The sequence below is a fragment of the Agromyces sp. Y782 genome (assembly GCF_059445405.1).
This window is the reverse complement of the sequence record NZ_JCAIUG010000002.1, coordinates 1,181,991-1,200,332: the sequence shown is the minus strand read 5'-3', so window position 1 is coordinate 1,200,332 and position 18,342 is coordinate 1,181,991. Positions and strand designations below refer to the sequence as shown.

General features: G+C 68.8%; 22 protein-coding genes. 8 read left to right on the top strand and 14 right to left on the bottom strand.

Features of this window, described 5'->3' with window-relative positions; genetic code table 11:
* Positions 1–16: 16 nt before the first annotated feature.
* Positions 17–775 carry an SDR family oxidoreductase gene (locus AC1C2S_RS19870; protein ID WP_495354320.1) on the bottom strand — a complete coding sequence of 253 codons (759 nt, stop codon included), beginning with the start codon at positions 773–775 and terminating at the stop codon, positions 17–19.
* Positions 776–927: 152 nt separating this feature from the next.
* Between AC1C2S_RS19870 and AC1C2S_RS19865 the strand changes: the two genes are divergently transcribed.
* Positions 928–1,809, top strand: a complete 882-nt coding sequence (locus AC1C2S_RS19865; RefSeq protein WP_495354319.1) for a helix-turn-helix transcriptional regulator — start codon at positions 928–930, stop codon at positions 1,807–1,809.
* Here the strand turns inward: AC1C2S_RS19865 and AC1C2S_RS19860 are convergent.
* The 4 genes from AC1C2S_RS19860 to AC1C2S_RS19845 form a co-directional block, all read right to left on the bottom strand.
* A complete protein-coding gene (locus AC1C2S_RS19860) occupies positions 1,806–1,994 on the bottom strand; it encodes a hypothetical protein (RefSeq protein ID WP_495354318.1) in 189 nt (62 codons plus the stop codon). The genes AC1C2S_RS19865 and AC1C2S_RS19860 overlap by 4 nt on opposite strands.
* Positions 1,991–2,932 carry an SDR family oxidoreductase gene (locus AC1C2S_RS19855; RefSeq protein ID WP_495354317.1) on the bottom strand — a complete coding sequence of 314 codons (942 nt, stop codon included), beginning with the start codon at positions 2,930–2,932 and terminating at the stop codon, positions 1,991–1,993. The genes AC1C2S_RS19860 and AC1C2S_RS19855 overlap by 4 nt, the downstream gene beginning before the upstream one ends.
* 113 nt (positions 2,933–3,045) lie before the next feature.
* On the bottom strand, positions 3,046–3,753 hold the full coding sequence (locus AC1C2S_RS19850) for a DUF998 domain-containing protein (RefSeq protein ID WP_495354316.1): 708 nt from the start codon (positions 3,751–3,753) through the stop codon (positions 3,046–3,048).
* A 124-nt stretch (positions 3,754–3,877) separates the two neighbouring features.
* Complete coding sequence (locus AC1C2S_RS19845; RefSeq protein WP_495354315.1) at positions 3,878–5,050, bottom strand: aminotransferase-like domain-containing protein; 1,173 nt, start codon at positions 5,048–5,050, stop codon at positions 3,878–3,880.
* A 128-nt stretch (positions 5,051–5,178) separates the two neighbouring features.
* Between AC1C2S_RS19845 and AC1C2S_RS19840 the strand changes: the two genes are divergently transcribed.
* Entirely contained in the window at positions 5,179–5,775 is a 597-nt protein-coding gene (locus AC1C2S_RS19840) for a TetR/AcrR family transcriptional regulator (RefSeq protein ID WP_495354314.1), read from the top strand.
* Between the two features lie 57 nt (positions 5,776–5,832).
* On the opposite strand, the gene AC1C2S_RS19835 is transcribed toward AC1C2S_RS19840, so the two are convergent.
* The 4 genes from AC1C2S_RS19835 to fdxA all read right to left on the bottom strand — a co-directional run bounded on the left by AC1C2S_RS19835 (position 5,833) and on the right by fdxA (position 8,093).
* Positions 5,833–6,243, bottom strand: coding sequence for a GreA/GreB family elongation factor (locus tag AC1C2S_RS19835; protein WP_495354313.1), 411 nt, complete (start codon positions 6,241–6,243; stop codon positions 5,833–5,835).
* A gap of 271 nt (positions 6,244–6,514) precedes the next feature.
* Positions 6,515–7,147: a superoxide dismutase gene (locus AC1C2S_RS19830; RefSeq protein ID WP_495354312.1), complete on the bottom strand. Its 633-nt coding sequence runs from the start codon at positions 7,145–7,147 to the stop codon at positions 6,515–6,517.
* A 62-nt stretch (positions 7,148–7,209) separates the two neighbouring features.
* Positions 7,210–7,749, bottom strand: a complete 540-nt coding sequence (locus AC1C2S_RS19825) for a flavin reductase family protein (RefSeq protein ID WP_495354311.1) — start codon at positions 7,747–7,749, stop codon at positions 7,210–7,212.
* Entirely contained in the window at positions 7,746–8,093 is a 348-nt protein-coding gene (gene fdxA / locus AC1C2S_RS19820; RefSeq protein ID WP_495354310.1) for a ferredoxin, read from the bottom strand. The genes AC1C2S_RS19825 and fdxA overlap by 4 nt, the downstream gene beginning before the upstream one ends.
* Positions 8,094–8,174: 81 nt before the next feature.
* On the opposite strand from fdxA, the gene soxR reads away from it, so the two are divergent.
* The gene (gene soxR / locus AC1C2S_RS19815; RefSeq protein ID WP_495354309.1) at positions 8,175–8,657 is read left to right on the top strand and encodes a redox-sensitive transcriptional activator SoxR; all 483 of its coding nucleotides are present in this window, start codon (positions 8,175–8,177) and stop codon (positions 8,655–8,657) included.
* A 25-nt stretch (positions 8,658–8,682) separates the two neighbouring features.
* On the opposite strand, the gene bla is transcribed toward soxR, so the two are convergent.
* Entirely contained in the window at positions 8,683–9,609 is a 927-nt protein-coding gene (gene bla, locus AC1C2S_RS19810) for a class A beta-lactamase (protein WP_495354308.1), read from the bottom strand.
* 73 nt (positions 9,610–9,682) lie between these two features.
* Here bla and AC1C2S_RS19805 point away from each other — a divergent pair, with 73 nt between their 5' ends.
* The 5 genes from AC1C2S_RS19805 to AC1C2S_RS19785 all read left to right on the top strand — a co-directional run bounded on the left by AC1C2S_RS19805 (position 9,683) and on the right by AC1C2S_RS19785 (position 14,860).
* Entirely contained in the window at positions 9,683–10,621 is a 939-nt protein-coding gene (locus AC1C2S_RS19805) for a LysR family transcriptional regulator (protein ID WP_495354307.1), read from the top strand.
* A complete protein-coding gene (locus AC1C2S_RS19800) occupies positions 10,611–11,513 on the top strand; it encodes a serine hydrolase (RefSeq protein ID WP_495354306.1) in 903 nt (300 codons plus the stop codon). The genes AC1C2S_RS19805 and AC1C2S_RS19800 overlap by 11 nt, the downstream gene beginning before the upstream one ends.
* Positions 11,514–11,666: 153 nt before the next feature.
* Positions 11,667–13,922: an eCIS core domain-containing protein gene (locus AC1C2S_RS19795; protein ID WP_495354305.1), complete on the top strand. Its 2,256-nt coding sequence runs from the start codon at positions 11,667–11,669 to the stop codon at positions 13,920–13,922.
* The gene (locus tag AC1C2S_RS19790) at positions 13,919–14,605 is read left to right on the top strand and encodes a hypothetical protein (RefSeq protein ID WP_495354304.1); all 687 of its coding nucleotides are present in this window, start codon (positions 13,919–13,921) and stop codon (positions 14,603–14,605) included. Before AC1C2S_RS19795 ends, AC1C2S_RS19790 begins: the two co-directional genes overlap by 4 nt.
* 120 nt (positions 14,606–14,725) lie before the next feature.
* Positions 14,726–14,860, top strand: a complete 135-nt coding sequence (locus AC1C2S_RS19785) for a hypothetical protein (RefSeq protein ID WP_495354303.1) — start codon at positions 14,726–14,728, stop codon at positions 14,858–14,860.
* A 24-nt stretch (positions 14,861–14,884) separates the two neighbouring features.
* On the opposite strand, the gene dhaK is transcribed toward AC1C2S_RS19785, so the two are convergent.
* The 4 genes from dhaK to AC1C2S_RS19765 all read right to left on the bottom strand — a co-directional run bounded on the left by dhaK (position 14,885) and on the right by AC1C2S_RS19765 (position 18,242).
* Positions 14,885–15,880, bottom strand: coding sequence for a dihydroxyacetone kinase subunit DhaK (gene dhaK, locus AC1C2S_RS19780; RefSeq protein WP_495354302.1), 996 nt, complete (start codon positions 15,878–15,880; stop codon positions 14,885–14,887).
* Positions 15,881–15,948: 68 nt separating this feature from the next.
* On the bottom strand, positions 15,949–16,587 hold the full coding sequence (dhaL, locus tag AC1C2S_RS19775) for a dihydroxyacetone kinase subunit DhaL (RefSeq protein ID WP_495354301.1): 639 nt from the start codon (positions 16,585–16,587) through the stop codon (positions 15,949–15,951).
* A 9-nt stretch (positions 16,588–16,596) separates the two neighbouring features.
* Positions 16,597–17,379 carry an HAD-IA family hydrolase gene (locus AC1C2S_RS19770; protein ID WP_495354300.1) on the bottom strand — a complete coding sequence of 261 codons (783 nt, stop codon included), beginning with the start codon at positions 17,377–17,379 and terminating at the stop codon, positions 16,597–16,599.
* 2 nt (positions 17,380–17,381) lie between these two features.
* Entirely contained in the window at positions 17,382–18,242 is an 861-nt protein-coding gene (locus AC1C2S_RS19765; RefSeq protein ID WP_495354299.1) for a class II fructose-bisphosphate aldolase, read from the bottom strand.
* Between the last annotated feature and the right edge of the window lie 100 nt (positions 18,243–18,342).

The following is an 18,342-nucleotide window of genomic DNA, read 5'->3' as shown; positions in this document are numbered from 1 at the left end:
CCCCGCCGCGCACGTTCTACGTGCTCGACGGCACGGTGCGCCCGAGAAGGGTGTCGAGCGGCTGCGAGCGGCGTTCGAGGAGTTCTGCATAGGTGCCGGCGCGTTCTGCCCACCGAAGCGTCTGTGCGCGCTCGACCACGATCTCGTTCGGGGTCGGGGTCACCGTCACGAGACCGATGACCTCGTCGAGGAATTGGTCCAGTGGCAGGGCAGCTGGGTTGATCTTCTCCTGGCCGGCCGTTGCGACCGCCGGCGGCACGAGTTCGGTGACCTCGACACCAGTGCCGGCGAGCTGTGCGCGGAGCGATTCGGTGTACGCGTGCACGCCCGCCTTCGACGCGCCATACGTGGGCATGGCGGGGAACGGAAGGAACGCGATGCCGGAGGTCACCGTGATGATGTCGCCGCCACCGCGGTTGATCAGGTGCGGGGTGAACGCGTCGATCACACGAATCGTGCCGAGGAGGTTGACGGTGATGGTCGTCTCAGCCTGGGCGAAATGCGCAGGGTCGCGGAGGTCCTCGATGGTCATGACACCCGACATCGTCACCACGACATCGAGGTCGGGATGGTTCAGGAGAACCTCGTCGCGAGCCCGGAGGACGGATGCCGCGTCGGTCACGTCGATCTCGACCGCCTCGAGATCCTCGACCTTGCCGGTGTCACGCCCCCCGACGATGACGGTGCTTCCCGCGCCGACGAAACGTCGTGCCAGCCCGAGCCCGATGCCCGACGTTCCTCCGACGATCAGAACGGTGCGATTGCTGATATCCATGTCTGTGTTCTCTCCATCCGATGAGCGGTACGTGCCGATGACCGGTACGTCTCACCATGGTCACCCGAACGGAACAGCTCAGGAAGGACCCCATCGGTCCGGGGAGTGACAGGACCCCTTTCACCCGCTGCCGCACGGATATCGTGGCCTCTATGGATGTTGACGGCCAAGCGAATGTCGACGGCGAGGCGAATCGGCTCGGTGAGTACCTCCGCGCGCGGCGCGCGTTGGTCACTCCCGAACAGCTCGGGATCGCCGTCGACTCGAACCGTCGCGTGCCGGGTTTGCGCCGCGAAGAAGTCGCGTTCCTTGCCGGCGTCAGTGCCGACTACTACCTCAGGCTCGAACGAGGGCGGGACAGCAACCCCTCTTCACAGGTCTTGGAGTCGTTGGCCCGTGTTCTGCGACTCGACGAAGTTGAAACCGAGTACCTGCTGGGCCTCGGCGGACCTCGCCCGCGAGTCCGGCGGCGGCGGCACACCGAGCGAGTTCCTGCGCGGTTGCACCACCTGCTGGCCGCCCTCGACATGCCGGCATTCATCGAAGGGCGGCATTTCGACGTGCTCGCCTCGAACCCGCTCGCCGTCGCGTTCTCGCCTCGCCTCACGCCGGGGCAGAATCGGCTGCGGTCCCTGCTCTTGGATCCCGAAGAGCGCGAGTTCCACGAGAACTGGGATCGGGCCGTGGTCGAGTTCGTCGCATCGTTCCGGCGCTCCATCGGCGACGACGTCACCGATGCACGCGCCGTCGAACTCGTCGGCGAACTCTCACTCGCGAGTGCTCGATTCCGATCGCTCTGGGCACGACACGACGTGCAGCAGCTCGACGGGGGCAGCACGATCGTGAACCACCCGACGGTCGGCGAGCTTCGCCTTCACCGCGAGAAGCTTCCCATCGGCGATCTCATCCTCGTGCTCTACTACCCCGACGAACGCAGCGACAGCGCAGAGAAGCTCCACCTGCTCGCCTCGAACCGATCAACCGACGCACACCCGCGCTCCTTCGAGCGTTCGAATCCCGAAGCGCAGGGTTAGACGAGGAGCACCACCCCAGTGACGGCGAGCCAGAGCGACCACGCGATGTACGTGAACGGCGTGAGCATCGCCGCGAGCCTCCAGCCGTTCCGCTCGAACGGGCCGACGAATTCGAGCGAGCACACCACGAGCACCGTGCCGATCACGACGATCAACAGGATCCCGGCTGCGGGCGACGTCGTCATCGATGACCCTCCTCGGTCGTACCGGTGTTCACACCGACCAGCTCTGCACTGACCCGCCAGAGGCGCTCGGCGTCGGCTCGATCCTCGCTTCGTCTCGAGGACCTCACGCGCTTGCCGTTCGAGAAGAATCCGCCGGTGACCTGCTCGAGTTCGGGCGCTGCGGCGAGGTGGATCGAGGTCAGAGCGCCTCGGGCGGGCGTCTTCATGAATGGCTTGATCACGGGAACGATGACGCGTTGCACCGTCGCCGGGTCCTCGGCGCCGAACGAGGTGCGCACCACGCCGGGATGCAGCGCGTTGGAGGTGACCCCGCTGCCCTGCAGTCTTCGGGCGAGTTCGTAGGCGAACAGCAGATTCGCGAGCTTCGACTGGTCGTAGGCGCGGGAGCCGGAGTAGGTGCGTTCGCCCTGGAGGTCGTCGAAGTCGATGCGTCCCGTGCGGTGGGCGTTCGACGAGACCGTGACGATCCTCGATGGTGCGCCGGCCTTCAGCCGGTCGAGGAGGAGGTTCGTCAGCAGGAAGGGCGCGAGGTGGTTGACGGCGAAGGTGCGTTCGAGGCCGTCAGCGGTGATGTGCCGGGTCTGCCAGAATCCGCCGACGTTGTTCACCAGCACGTCGATGCGCGGCAGGCGCCCCAGCACCTCGGCCGCGACGCGTCGCACCTCGGCTTGCGACGAGAGGTCGGCGACGAATGCGTCCACTGGTCCGTCACCGGCCTCACGGATGTCGCGTGCAGCGGCCTCGGTGCGCTGCCGATCACGCCCGACGATCGCGAGGTGCGCACCCGTTCGGGCCAGCCCGAGCGCGGTCGCCTTGCCGATGCCGCCTGTCGCGCCGGTCACGAGCACGACGCGCTGCCGGGGCCGGGACGGAGTCGAGGCCGACGCGGCATCCGATGGGGATTCCGAGTGATCGCGGCGCTCTGCTCCTCGCGACATGGCACCTCCCTTGGCGCGGACGAACCCAGTATGCTCCGGAACTCGCCTGACCACAGCTGCGCGTGCTCGCGGACACCGACCGCGTTTCGACGATCGCCTTGCGCTGATCCCGATCAGTTGTGGGAGATGCGAGATGGAGCCGCCGGAACCGATGAGGTCGGAGCGGCGACGTCGCCCGGGCCGTCGAGGAGCAAGCGGAGTGAGATCGCGGCGACGAAGCCGAACGAAATCGCAGTCCCCACGACGAGCCGCAGGCTCAGGCTCGCGAGATCGGGCCACGCGCTGACTCCGATGTTGAGCACGAGGGCGACGATGCACAGCCCAACCCATCCAGGCCTTCCATCCGAGGCGAACCGGCGTGCGAGCACGATGCAGGCGACGATCCACGACACGGTCGCGATGCCGAATCCGATCTCGTGTAGAACGCCGTGCCAGCTGATGTCGGGAGCGCCTTGTGGCGCGCCGGGTGGGAAGCCGGCGCCCGCGTCTGTGACGAAGACGCCGGCGATGATCAGGCCGATGCCGCTGAGTGCGATCAGGATGGGCGCCCAGGTCGACGCGCGCCCTGGGCGGAGTCGGCGCCGCAGGCCGAGAGCGCATGCAACGTACAGCGCGCCCGCCAGCACGAAGCTCGAGACCTGTATCCATCCCAGCTCACCGAGGCTGAGCAGGCTCAGCGGATGACGAGTCGGATCGAAGCCGTCGCGAGTGAAGGCTTGCAGCGCCCAGACGAGGAGGAACACTGGTCCGGCGACGACGCCGCAGACGAGGAGTCGGGTCGTTGTTCTCTCGCCGCGGGCAGCGGTATCGGATGTCGACATGGTGGAACCCTTTCCCGAGCCCTCGTACCTCCGATGAAGGACGGAAGCTCGATGTTCAACAGTGAACTAAGAAGTTCAGTATTGCAGACTGAACCAATTGGTTCAATGTCCGGTTCCCCGACATTCAGAACGACCGCGCCAAACGGCTGAGTCCCTCCCCGATCGTGGCGGGTGGGTAGGTGGTGAACGAGAGCCGCAACGTGGTCGGGTCCGGCCGATCGGCGTAGAACGGCGCTCCCGGCACGTATGCGACCGAGTGCTCGATCGCGCGGGTGAGCTGGTGAGCGGCGTCGTGCCCGGGTGGCAGGGTGACCCACACGAACATCCCGCCCTGCGGGGAGTTCCACGTGCTTCCGCCCGGAAGTGCGTGCGGCAGCGCCGCGAGCATCGTGTCTCGGCGCTCACGGTAGGCCGCGCGAATCCGATCGAGTGACGGCTCGAGGGTGCCGGCGTGCAGGTACTGGGCGGCGGCGGCCTGATCGACGGTCGACGTGTGCAGATCGGCGGCCTGCTTCGTCACGACGACGGTCGAGTGGAGATCGGCCCGGGTGCGGATCCAGCCGAGGCGAAGGCCGGGGGCGAGGATCTTGGAGAAACTGCCGACGGTGATGACATGCTCGGCCGAGAGTGCGGCGAGGTACGGCAGAGGATCGCCCGAGTAGCGCAACTCGCGATAGGGCTCGTCTTCGATGATGCGGAACCCGTGAGTGGCGGCGAGCCGGGCGAGCCCCTCGCGCGTCGCGAGGTCGAGGGAGGCGCCGGTCGGGTTCTGAAACGTCGGCACCGTGTACATGAGCTTCGGGCGGTGCTGCTGCGCCAGCCGGCCCAAGGCGTCGAGGTCGACGCCATCGGCATTCACCGGGACACTGACGACGCGGGCGCCCGCCAGGGTGAACGCTTGGAGTGCGGCGAGGTAACTCGGGCGCTCGACGAGCACCGTGTCGCCTGGATCGAGCAGTGCGAGCGCCAGGAGGCTCAGCGCTTGCTGCGACCCCGTCGTGATGAGGATCTCGTCGCTCGTCGTCGGCAGCCCCTGGGCGGTGTACCGATCGGCGATGAACTCGCGAAGCGCGACGTTTCCTTCGGTCGTCGAATACTGCAGGCCGCCCGGATCGCCGAGCGCCGTCTCGAATGCGGCTCGAAGCCCGTCGAGGTCGAAGAGTTCGGGGGCCGGCAGGCCACCGGCGAACGAGATGACGTTGGGATTGGCGGTGAGCGCGAGCAGATCGCGAACCGGAGAGCGCGTCGTGCCGCCGGAACGTCGAGACAGATGGGGGAGTGGAGCTGGAACAGGCATGAAGACCTTGTCGGCAGAGTGACGGAATCGCTGGGATCAGGCGGCCGCTCGATCGTGTCACTGGCCGGTGGGTCTCGTCATCGTGGTGGGATGGCGAGTTCGAAGCTTTACGGTACAGAATGTATCGTATGACGGCAACGACGTTGGGGCGACCGCGGCACGAGAACATCGACCGTGCCGTTCTCGATGCCGCTGTGCGGATCGTCGAACTCGAGAACTACCGGGCGTTGACGATCGGCCGCGTCGCCAAGGATGCCTCGACGACGCGTGCCGCCGTGTACCGGCGGTTCCGCACCACCGCAGAACTCGTCATCGCAGTGCTGAGCGACCGGTTCGGCACCGATCCCGGCGTCGACACCGGCGACCTCGAGACCGACCTGCGCACGATCCAGCGGCATCGCCTGGAACTGTTCAACCACCCGCTGATCGTGCGGGGCCTTCCGGGCCTGATCGACGACCTCTCGGTGCAGCCCGACGCCGCTCGCCGTTTCTCCGAGGAGTTCCTCGGCCCCCGGCGTACGGCGACGACTCGCGCGGTGCAGCGCGCGATCGATCGCGGCGAGCTCGATGCATCCGTGGATGTGGAGTGGATCAGCGACCTGCTCACCGGCCCGCTCCTGATGCGAGCGCTACTGCCGGGTCTTCAGGCGATCGATTCGGCGCTCGTCGAGCACACGATCAGCGTCGCTCTCGTCGAACTCGGCGCGAAGGCGCGCTCGCGGTAGTCGCTCCACGAGCGCATCGGACAGCGTGACCGAACCCGAGTCGTGCGGGCTGGTGCTTCAGCCGAAGGGCACCGCTTCGAGCACCGTGACCTGCACGGTGCGGTTCGGCGCCTCGTATGCGACGGAGTCGCCGACGTACCGGCCGGTGATCGCCGCGCCGAGCGGAGAGGTCGGTGAGTACACGTCGAGGTCGACGCTTCCATCGAGGTCGGCGAGCTCACGACTGCCGAGCAGGAAGCTCGTCGGCTCGGCGTCGTCGTCGAATCGCACCGTGATGCGCATTCCGGGCTCGACGAGTCCGTCGTCGGGCTTGAGACCCACCTCGGCGTTGCGCACCATCGCGCGAAGCTCGGTGGTGCGTGCCTGTTCGGTGTCGGTCAGCGTTCGCCCGGGCCGCGAGAGTTCGGCGAGTTCGGCTTCGAGCCGCTCCAGTGCGGTCGGCGTCATCCATACGGTTTCGATGGTCATCGGGGAGTTCCTCCCTCTCGGCGACCCCGCGGAGTCGTCTGGCAAAGAACTTCCCATCCTAGCCGACGTGCCGGATTTCGCGGCATCCGGAACCGCTCGCGCAGCGACCCGTTCTACCCGCTCAGCCAGGCGATCAAGGTTCCGATCGCGGTGAGGAGGATCAGCGCGAGGAGTCCGTAGCGCCGTATCTGCACCGCGACCAGCGCGACCGACGGGCGCCGGCGTCGTCGACGCCGGCGCCGGGGCGCGCGAGGAGGTTCGGTCGGAGTGCTCAGTTGGCGCTCGGCACGATGAGACCTCGTGTCGCTGTGCGAACTGCGGTGAAGCGGGCCTGCACGTCGGCCCAGTCGACGATCTCCCAGAACGCCTTCACGTAGTCGGCGCGCACGTTGCGGTAGTCGAGGTAGTACGCGTGCTCCCACACGTCGAGCTGCAGCAGCGGCGTGACGCCGAGCGGCGCGTTGCCCTGCTGATCGAAGAGATGGAAGATCACGGGCCGGGCGCCCACGCTATCCCAGGCGAGCACTGCCCAGCCCGAGCCCTGCACGCCGAGCGCGGTCGCCGTGAAGTGGGCACGGAACGCATCGAACGAGCCGAAGCCGTCGTCGATGGCCGCCGCGAGCTCGCCCTCGGGCGAACCTCCGCCGTCGGGCGACATGTTCTGCCAGAAGACGCTGTGGTTGATGTGGCCGCCGAGGTTGAATGCCAGGTCTTTCTCGAGCTTGTTGACGTTCGCGAGGTTGCCGCTCTCGCGGGCCTCGGCGAGCTGCTCGAGCGCGGTGTTCGCGCCGGTCACATATGCCTGGTGGTGCTTGGAGTGGTGCAACTCCATGATCGCCGCCGAGATGTGGGGCGCGAGCGCTGAATAGTCGTAGGGCAGGTCGGGCAGTGAATAGGCCGGCATTCGGATGCTTCCTTTCGATGTGCCGTTCGCGGTTGCGATGCGGCGGGTGGCGCGTGGCGGGGTCAGAGCTCGGGTATGTCGTGGTCGAGGCGGTGGAAGCGGCGATCGCGGTAGACGAGCGAGGGTGCTGGGGGCCCGAGGAACACCTCGAGCACCTCGGCGACGACGAGGGAGGAACTGCCGACCGGCACGGTCTGCAGCGTGCGACAGCGCAGGGCGGCGCGCGCGTCGGCGAGCCACGGCTCACCGGTCTCGAGCAGCGACCAGCCCTGTTCGGTCGTGAACCGGGGCTCGCCCGATCGCGCGAACGCGCGGGCGACGTCGACCTGATGTGCGGCGAGGAAGTGCACGACGAGGGTTCTGGCGGCGAGCAGCGCGCCGGCCGAACCCGTCGCTCGCGTCACCGAGAATGAGAGCGCAGGCGGGTCGGCCGCGACCGAAGCGACGCTCGACGCCGTCAGGCCGACCGGTCCGTCGGGCGTCATGCCCGTGATCAGTGCGATGCCGGCGGGGTGACCACGGAAGGCGGCCTTGAACCCTTCGGCGGCGTCGGACGTATCGGCGGTCACGATCGGGTCGCGCACTGCGGCGGCATCCGTCATGAATGCGACGCCTGCGGGGGGAGCGCGGTGATCACCGGGTGGTCGAAGCTGAGCATTCCGGTCTTGGCGGCGCCGCCGGGGGAGCCGAGAGCCGGTGCCCCGCCGTTCGAGATCTCGAAGAACTCGACGTTGGCCTTGTAGTAGTCGGCCCACATCTCGGGGAGGTCGTCTTCGTAGTAGATGGCCTCCACGGGGCACACGGGTTCGCAGGCGCCGCAGTCGACGCATTCATCGGGGTGGATGTAGAGCGAACGCTCACCCTCGTAGATGCAGTCGACGGGACATTCGTCGATGCAGGCCTTGTCTTTCACGTCGACGCATGGCAGCGCGATCACATACGTCACGGGGTGACCACCAACTTCACGATTCGCATGTCTCTACCGTAAAACCTCAAGTAGCCTTGAAGTCAAAACGAGAGGGCGCGGATGTCGCAGCGTGACGAGCACGAGACGGTGACGACGTCGACCGCGCGACACGCACCCGACGAACTGCTGACCGTCGGGGAGATGAGTCGGCGCACCGGCGTCGCGCCGTCGGCGTTGCGGTTCTACGAAGACCTCGGCCTCATCGCCTCGCATCGCACGGGCGGCAACCAGCGGCGGTACCCACGACACATGCTGCGGCGCGTCTCACTCATCTCGGTCGCGAAGCGGCTCGGCATTCCCCTCTCCGACGTGCAGACCGCGTTCGAGAACGTGCCGCTCGACACGACGCCGAGCCATGAGGACTGGCAGCGGGCCTCACGCCGCTGGAAGCGACAGCTCGAACAGCGCCGCCACGGCATCGAACGCCTCGAGCGCGAACTCACCGGATGCATCGGCTGCGGGTGCCTCTCGATGAAGGCGTGCGGGCTGCTGAACCCCGACGACGCACTCGGCGACGACGGGTCGGGCCCGCAACGGCTCTGACCCCCTCGGCGAGAGGGCGGGCGCCTCAGACCGCCGCGACGAGACGCGTCACTTCGGCCAGCACCTCGTTGTTGTATGTCGCGTCGGCACGATCGGTGCGCGTCATGATCGCGAGGATCAGGGGCTCGGCAGTCGGCCGCCAGAGCACACCGGCGTCGTTGACCACCCCGTAGTCGCCGCCACCGGTCTTGTCGGCGAGCTCGTACGGAGCGGTGAGGCCGGCTCGCATCCGGGCGCCCGATGTGGTGTTGCGGAGCATCCACTCCTGGAGTCGAGCAGCGGCGAGCACGCCGGCGCGCTGCTCGAGGATGAGCGCCCGGTACAGGTCGGCGATGTCGTCGGGCGTCGACGTGTCGCGCTCGTCGCCGGGCAACGCGTCGTTGAGCTCTGGTTCCCACCGGTCGAGTCGCGTCGCCTTCGCACCGAGCGATGACGCGAACGAGGTGACCGCCGACGGGCCGCCGAGTTCGCGGAGGATCAGGTTGCCGGCAGTGTTGTCGCTGAAGCGCAGCGCCGCGTCGGCGAGCTCTTCGGGTGTGGCCTGATAGGTCGTCGTCTTGTCGAGCACTTGCGAGTTCTCGACGATGTCGGCGCGGGTGAAGGGAATCGGCGTCGTCCAGTAGTCCTCGTCGTAGCCGCGGGCTTGCACGAGGGCGGCTGCCGCGAGGGTCTTGAACAGGGAGCACATCGGGAAGAGCTCACCGCCGCGGTACCGGAATGAGCGTCGCGAATCGTGCCAGAGGGCGGTGAAGCCGATGGTGACGGATGTCGCGCGCTCGAGTTCGGCGACCGCCCGCGCCAATTGGCGGTGACCGCCGACCGCGGGCGAGGCCGGCGCGGCGACTGCAGGGAGTGAGGTCGAGAAGACGGCCGCGGCTGCCCCGGCGGTGGCAATGCCGCCGAAGGCCAGCAACGAGCGGCGGGAGACGGGGGATGTCGGTCGATTCGTCATGTCCGGAGTCTGACCCGCGGTCGGCGATGCAGGCAAAGGCGGGAACGCGGCGATCAATGCGAGAATCGCATGCATGTCGCGACACCTCGATCTGCGAGCCGCGTGCGAGGCCTTCGTCTCCGTCGCCGAACACGAGAGCTTCACCGCCGGCGCAACGGGTGCGGGGGTCACGCAATCCGTGGCGAGCCGTCGCGTCGCGGCACTCGAACAGCACCTCGGGGCGCGGCTCTTCGAACGATCGTCGCGGCGGGTGGAGCTGACGGCGTTCGGTCGCGGTGTGCTGCCGAGCGCCATCAAACTCGTCGACGCGGCGCATGAGCTCTCCGACGACGCGGAGCGGTCACGTCGTCTTCCAGTGACAATCGGCGTGCCGCATCGCATCGATGAAGTGGATGCGGCGAAACTGACCTCTGTTGCAGCGCTCAGTTCGATGAACGTGGAACTCGTTCCCGCTCATCCCGCAGAACGGGCCGAGTCCCTCGCCGCCGGGCGCACGAGGCTCAATCTCGAGCCCATCGCACCCGATCGCGCTCAATGGGCGGAACCACTCGGCGTCGCGGGGTCCGCGCCGACGTCGCGCGACCGGGAGTTCTATTTCGCCGAGCTTCGCCCGCGCCGGGGCATCCGTCGCGTCGAACGACTGTGGTTGCAGCCCGAAGACGACGTGCCGCACGTGCGGGATCGCCTGGAACGGGTGAGGAACGGCGCCGGACTGGCGCCGGCACAGCTCCGCATATCGCCATCGAACATCAACGCGATGGCCGCGGTGCTCGGAGGTGAGGACCTCGTGCTCTGCACCTCGGCGGAGAGCGAGTCATTCGGTCTCCAGTGGCGGGCGCTCGGCGACCTCCACCTCGTGCGCGGGTACGCCCTCGCCTACCGGGAGGGGCAACTCGCGTCGCGATTCCTCGAGATCGCCGGCCCGTATCTCGCCGCACTGCTGCACTCGAGCAAGGTCAGCGGCTTGTCCGTCTCCACTCCGCCGACGAAGGGGCCCTCTGGTGGACACTGACCGGGCAGTACTGCGCGAAGCAGCCGACGTGCTCAGCGAGGCGGGCCTGCGTGCGTCGATCGCAGTGCGTGACCTCGGCAACGGCCGTGAGCTCTCGCTGGCCGCCGACGACGCCTACCCGCTCGCATCCGTCGTCAAGCTCCCACTCGCGCTCGCCGTGCTGCAACGCGTCGCCGCCGGGACGATCGACCCGGCGCGCCCGGTGACACTCGATCCGGGCGATCGCACGCCGGGTGTCACGGGCTACTGCCGATTCCGGCACCCGACGACCGTGTCGGTCGAAGACCTGCTCTACATGGCCGTGTGCCTGAGCGATGATACGGCGGCGGACGCCCTGTTCGCGCTCTGCCCGCCTGACGCGGTCACCGCGTCGCTTCGCGAGTCGGGCATCACGGGCATCAACGTGCGTCATTCGATCCGAGACCTGCATCTCACGCTCGCCAGCACGCTCCCGCCCGAGCAGATGCCGCAAGCGCTCGCGCTCGCCATCCGCGCCTCCACACGCGGCGGCGGCCACCTCATTCCGCAACTCGACGTGTCGAGCGCGAACGCCGGTACCGCGAACGCCTGCGTCGAACTGCTCGATCGCATCTGGCGTGACCCGTCGCTCAGCGGTCAGCGCGATCAGATGCGCGGTCTGCTGGGCATGAACGTCATGCGTCACCGACTCGCCCCCGACCTGGAATCGGACGATGCCGTGTGGCACTCCAAGACCGGCACGTTCCTGCATCTTCGCCATGAGGTCGGCGTGCTCGAGCACGCCGACGGTGGCGTCTTCGCGATCGCCGTGCTCAGCGAGTCATCCGTGCCCGCGCAGCGTCAGCCGCTCGCAGAACAGGCTCTCGGCTTCGCCGCGAAGCTCCTGCACGACCGGGTACGATCAGCGGCCTGACCGATGTGTCCGGCCTCCTCGCGTGCGCCGGCGCGCCGGCGCGCCGCACCAGGGCGATCGGGGGCGCCGGGATGCCCGTTCGGGCGACCATCGCCGCCCGAACGGCCGGTCGGGCCACTTGCCGCCGGCCCGGCCGGGGCGGAGACTGATTCGATGGCTGGTCTAGCGCCGTCGGCTGCCACCGCGACACGGACCGGGATGCCGCCCGCGGCAGTTCACCGGATCGACCGTCGCACCGCGCCCGCGCCCGCGCCCAGCGTCGCCGCGCCTCAGCGCCTGCGTTCCCTGCCGGACGGCAACGCCGCCCGCTCGACCGCGTTCGCCCTGCAGCGCCTCGCCGGCAACCGAGCCGTGAGCGACGAGCTCGCGGTGCGCAAGCCCGTCGCCGCCCGGCAGGCGCAATCGGCTCCACGTGCCGGTCGCGTGCTGCGCCCCGAGGTGCGTTCGACCGCCGAGCGCCGGTTCGGCTGGGACTTCCGCGACGTGCGCCTCCACGACGACGCCGCGACCGGGGAGCGCGTGCACGCCGCGGGCGCCAAGGCGCTCACCACGGGTGACGACATCGCGGTCGCCGGGCCCACGGGCGACCTCGAGAGCGAACGCAATCGGGGCCTGCTGCACCACGAGCTGTCGCACGTCGTCCAGCAGTCCCGCGACCGCAGGCGACCGGTGCCCGGCGGTGCCGCCGAGCGGCTCTCGAAGACGCCGGTGCGACCGCAGCCGGCGCCCACCGTGACCGCCGTGGTCGCCGGGGGCGAGCTCGGCTCAGGGCGCACGATGAACGTCACAGCGACCGCGGCCGGCAACGCTCCGCTCACCTGGACGCTCGTCGGAGCCCCAGCCGGCGTCACGGTCACCCCGCGGGGTCGCCGTGGCGCCGTCATCCGCTCGGCACCGGCCGCCCTCGGCACGGTGCCGGCCGGCGGCGGAACGAACTTCCAGGTGCAGGCGGCACTGACTGCGACTCCCGCCGACCTGGCCGTCTCGGGCAATGTGCTCTTCGTCACCGTCGACTCCATGGTGGTCAATCCCACCCCGGCGCAGATCGCCGTTCCCATCTTCGGCGGCGGGACGCAGGCGGCGCCCGCCAATGTGCTCGACCCGAACCGGGACGGACTCGTCGGCAGCACCGGCAACGTGGTCGTCACGACGCAGCCGGCCGGCAGAGTGGCGACCGCCACCCTTCGGCAGGCATCGGGTGCGACCGTCGCCGGCCTCGTGATCACCCCCGGCGACAAGACCGGTCCGCTCCGTGTGCGCGCCACGGACCCCGCAACCGCCACGTTCAACGAGGACGCACGCCATCGCATCGACTCGATGCCGAAGAAGGTCAACGGCATCGGCCCGTCGGGCGGCATGGGCGCGGTGGCCGGCAGCTACGGCCCGCTCAACCCGGTGCGGTTCAGCCAGACCGACGGCACCGCCCCGAGTGTGCGAGTGATCGGCGAGACCATCACCGCGGGCGGCTCCGACGCGTTCGGGCTCACGGCGAGGGTCAACCTGGGGCTCGGCGGACCCAACCCCGCACCGATCGGAGGGCTCTCGGCGCCCGCGAACAACTGGAACGACAGCCTCCGCACCGGTCACGCGGGAGTCGACGTCAACCGGTTCGTCGGGAAGAACGCGCCTGGCGGATCGCTACCCGCGGTCTGGCAGCTCCGGCAGGGCTTCCACGCGTTCGGCTGGGACGGCACCCGCTCACCGGTGGAGTTCGACAACGGGCTCCACATCCGCTCCCTCATCAGGCAGGGCAACAACTTCCGTTTCCGCACCGAGCACCGCTTCCCGGGCGGAGGCGTCGTGGCTCCTCTGGAGGCCTACGCGGCAGTGAACCCGCTCATCGTGCTGAACAACATCGCGACCGCGGCCAACGCGCCCGCCGCGGCCGGCGGCGTTGCGGCGGACGGCGTGGCGACCGGCAACGTCACCGTCAACACGACCGTGGCCGGCCGTAACGTGATCTGGAGCGTCGTGACCGGTCCCATCGCCATTCCGGGCGCGGCCGTCCCCGTGGGCGGACCCGTCGTCGTCACCTCGGGCCTCCGATCCGGCAACTTCCCCGTGAAGGTCGTCGACCAGGCCCTTCCGAACCGCGAAGGCACCGGTCGCGTTCGTCTCGTGAACGTGGCGCTCAACGGGCTCGCGGCGGTGCCGTCACCGGTGCCGGCGGGCACGCTCTCCGCGAACCTCGCGCTCAACGCGGCTCCGGGCGGCCGCACGGTCGTCTGGACCGTGGACGGCGCGGCGGCCGCGGCGGGCGTCACCGTGGTCGGCATCGCCGCTGCAGCTCCCGTCGCCACGACCGCGGTGCTCACCCGTCCGGCGGCGTTCACGGGCGCGGTCACCGTCACCGCGGTCGACAACGTGCTCGCGAACAAGCGCACGACACTGAGGGTGCGATTCCTGTGACGGGCGATGCTCGAGGCGAGGTGGCGACCGCGGGCCGCATCATCGTCGTGGACTTCCGGGTCGACGAAGAACCGGCGCCGGCCGGCGGTCCGGTGCAGTTCACGGCTGTCATCTCGCTCCACGCGGGCGCCACGGTCGGCCTCGTGGTCGGCGCCTCCCGCTCGACCGGTCGCAGTGATGAGTATGCGTTCACGGCAGCCGGACCCGACGGGGTACCGCTCGCCGACCCCTACGCGGACGCCGTCGAGGTCGGCGGCCTCGAGGGTGCATTCCCGCTCACTTCGGATGCCCCGCGGGTCGAGCGGATGCCGCTGAACCACTTCCTCGCGCTCGAACACGTGCGCGACCTGCTCGCCGACGGCGAGTCGGCCGAGCTCAACGTGCATTGCGCTCGGCGTATCCGGCTCGACGACGCGGGGCCCGGCGAGCCACCGAGTGCGACGGCCGAACTCCTCGTGACTCTGCGGCGGGACGACGACGCCCTGCGGCGATGGGCCGACGAGACCGCGGCGCTCGTGCTCGAGGGTCAGGATGTCGACGTGGTGCGGGAACAACGAGTGCTCGAGCTCCTGACCGCGCGCTCCGAACCAGTCGCCGACGCGCTCGACGCGCTCACGCGCCACGCCGACGGCCCCATCGCCGCACGCGCCCGATACGCGCTCGAGGCGCTGCGCGGGGGCTGACGCCGTGACCGACGTTCACCCGGCGAGCGCCCGCAACTCGTCGCCGCGATGAACTCATCGACCTCGTGATCCCCGGCGGCTCACCTCGGCACATGATGGTCGCAGCGCCGACGGAGTTCGATGTGCGCGAGTACGCGCAGACCGCGCACGGCAGCCTTCGCGACCGGCTCGACCTTCGCCCGGTTCGTCTGGTCGGGGCTCGACGGCCTGACGATCGTGCAGGACGCACTCGACGGCCTCGGCGTCCCGGACTGAACCAGAGCGCCCGACATCGCAGTCTCAAAAGATGCGCACCCCGATCTCTGCGGGTGCCGCGAGCAGGCCCTCGATCTCGTCATCGAGGCGGACCAGCGTCAGCGAGAACCCGGCCATGTCGAGTGACGTGCAGTATTCGCCGACATAGCTGCGGGCGACCGTGATGCCGCGTGCGGCGAGCTGCTCGTGCGCGTGGCCGTACGCGATGTACAACTCGCTGATGGGCGTGCCGCCGAGCCCGTTGATCATGAGCGCGACTCGGTCGCCGCTCTCGAACGGCAGGTCGCTGACGACCGGCTCGAGCAGGATGTCGACGAGCTCGTCGCCGGGCACGATCTTTGCGCGCCGGCGGCCCGGTTCGCCGTGGATGCCGACGCCGATCTCGATCTCATCGTCGCCGAGTTCGAACAACGGCGATCCCTTCGCCGGGGGCGTGCAGGCCGTGAGCGCGAGACCCATCGTGCGGGTCACGGAGTTGACCTTCTCCCCGATGCGCACGACCTCGTCGAGGTCGGCACCGGCCTCGGATGCCGCGCCCACCGCCTTGATCACGAAGAAGTTGCCCGCGACACCGCGACGGCCGACCGTCCAGGTCGAGTCCTGCACGGCGACGTCGTCGTCGATGAAGAGGGTTCGCACGTTCAGACCGTCGGCGAGGCTCATCTCCTCCGCCATGTCGAAGGCCATGCGGTCGCCCGTGTAGTTGTTCACGAGCAGGAGCACTCCCTTCGGCGAGTTCAGCAGTTTCGTCGTCTCGTAGACGTAGTCCATCGGCGGGGCGGCGAACACGTCGCCGGGACACGCGCCGTCGAGCATCCCCCTGCCGACCGCCATGACGTGCGCCGGCTCGTGGCCGGAGCCGGAGCCCTGGATGATCGAGACCTTGTCGTCGCGCGGGGCATCCGCTCGCATGATGAGGTTGTACTCCGGCACGTAGCGCAGGGTCTCGGGGTTGGCGAGGGCGAGGCCCTTGAGCATCTCCGGCACGAACTGCTGCGGGTCATTGACGATCTTCTTCATCTGCTCTTCTCCATTGCTCGGTGTTGCCTGACGGTTCCTCGGGTGTCGCGTGACGTCTTCGGCTCAGCTCACGCCGTCTTTGCTTCCCACCCGGCGGCGAGGGCTTCGAGGATCACGGCGACGCCCACCGCACCCGCATCGGGGGAGCCGATGCTGCGTTCGCCGGTGTAGGCGGCCCGGCCCCGCTTCGCGATCATCGGTGTCGTGGCGTCCGCCGCAGCGCGGGTGGCCGCGGCCGCTGCCGACACGATCGCCTCGGGGTCGTCGCCGGCTGCGACACCGGACTCGATCGAGTCGGTGAGCGGAGCCAACGCGTCGAGAAGGGTCTTGTCGCCGAGTTCCGCGTTGCCACGCGCCATGATGCCCGCGATGGCGGAGCGGAGCATGGCGACCACATCGTCGCCGCTGATCTCCGTCTGCCCCTTCACCGCGGATGCCGCCCGCAGGAACGCCGTACCCCAGATCGGGCCGGAGGTGCCCCCGATCCGGCCTGTGATGGCGACGGCGATCTTCGTGAGGAACGTGCTGACATCCGTGCGGTCGTAGGAATCCCAGTCGCTCAGTACGATCTCGAAGCCTCGGGCGAGGGAATAGCCGAAGTCCCCGTCGCCCACGACGGAGTCCAGTTCGCCGAAGTACTTCTCGTTGTCGACGGATGTCTGGGCGATCGTGCGCACCACGAACTCGACGTCGGTGAAGCTCGTCATCTGTCCTCCTCAGGACTCGGGGCGGGGTCGGTCGAGAATCGCAACGAGATCGTCGAGGGTGACCTCGACGCCCGGGTGGATGCCGAGCGGGTCGGCGATGACACGCGCGGCCTCCGCTTCGTCTCCGAGGGAGCTGACCACGAGTGAAGCGCCCGGGAAGTCCTCGTCGACCGTGTATGCGCTCACCGTGACGACAGTGCGCAGACCGGCGGCGACGGATGCCTCGACGCCGTTGCCGCTGTCTTCGATGACGATCGCGGCATCCGCTGCGGCTCCGAGTTCTTCGAGGGCGAGCAGGTAGATGTCGGGCGCGGGCTTCTTTCGCGCGACGATGTCGCCCGCGAACACCCGGAAGCCGGCCGCCGCCTCGGTGCCCACCGCGCGCTCGAGCACGGCGCGAACCGACGGCTCGGCCGATGTCGAGGCCACGGCGAGGCCCCACCCCGCGGCGGCGGCCTCCGCGGTGATGCGTGCGATCCCGGGTCGAGCAGGCAGCGCCCCCGAGTCGACGAGCTCGGTGTAGATCGCGGTCTTCCGCCGGTGCCATCGAGCCAGCAGTTCGCGCTGCCCCTCCTCGTCGGCGGGAAGGCCGTTGGCCGCGACGAACTCCGGCGTCAGCAGGCTCGCCATGCGCTCCTTGCCCCCGCCGATCAGCACCTTCTGGGCATAGTCGGCATCGCTCCACTCCACGGGAACGCCGAACTCGGCGAAGGTGCGATTGAACGCGGGCAGGTGGCCGTTTCGCTCGGTATCGGCGAGCACGCCGTCGCAGTCGAAGATGAGGAACGGCATGCTCACCACGCCTTGCCCGTGCTGCCGAACTTGGCGGCAAGGCCCGTCGTGAGGTCGACGATGTGTTGGCGCACGTCCGCGAAGAGCGACGGCGGATCCCACTTGTCGCGTTCCTCGGCACCTTTGAGGAACGCGAGGCTCGACGTCATGAACTCGATCTTGAGGGCGGTCGAGATGTTGACCTTGGCGCAGCCGCGCGCAATGAGGTCGGTGAACTGGTCATCGGTCATGCCGCTGCCGCCGTGCAAGGCGATCGGTGTCGACGTAGCGGCCACGAGGTCGGTCACGCGCTCGAAGTCGAGGTCGGGGGTCGACGAGTACACACCGTGGGCGTTGCCGATCGACGGCGCGAAGACGTCGACGCCGGTCTCGCGGATGAACTCGATCGCGACGTCGAGGCTCTGCCGACGAGTCGCCGTCTCGACCCCGATGCCGTCTTCCACACCCTGGATCGCCTCGATCTCACCCTCGACGTGCGCGCCATAGCGGCGCGCCTCCGCGACGACCTCGACCGTCTGGCGTTGGTTCTCCTCGACGGGCATCGTCGATGCGTCGAAGAGCACCGAGTTCCAGCCGCGGGCGAGGCAGTCGCTGATCACCTGCCGGTCGGGGCAGTGGTCGAGGTGCAGCGTGACGGGCACCTCGATTCCTCGCGTCATCGTCTCCCACATCGCGTAGAGCACGTCGAGACCGATCGACTGGACCGTCTTGACCGAGGTCTGCACGATGACCGGCGACCGCGCCTCGACCGCTCCGGCGAGCACCGCCTCGAGCGTGAGGTCGTTGACGACGTTGATGGCGGGCACGCCGTATTTCTGCGCGAAGGCCCGATCGACGATGTCCTTGAGAGACACGACTGCCATGGGGGGAACCTCCTCGTCGCCCGCTTCTTCAGCGTAGGCAGGTGCATCCTCCCGCGACATGAGTGCTTCCCCTACCCGGGGGTAGGGATTTCCTCCACAG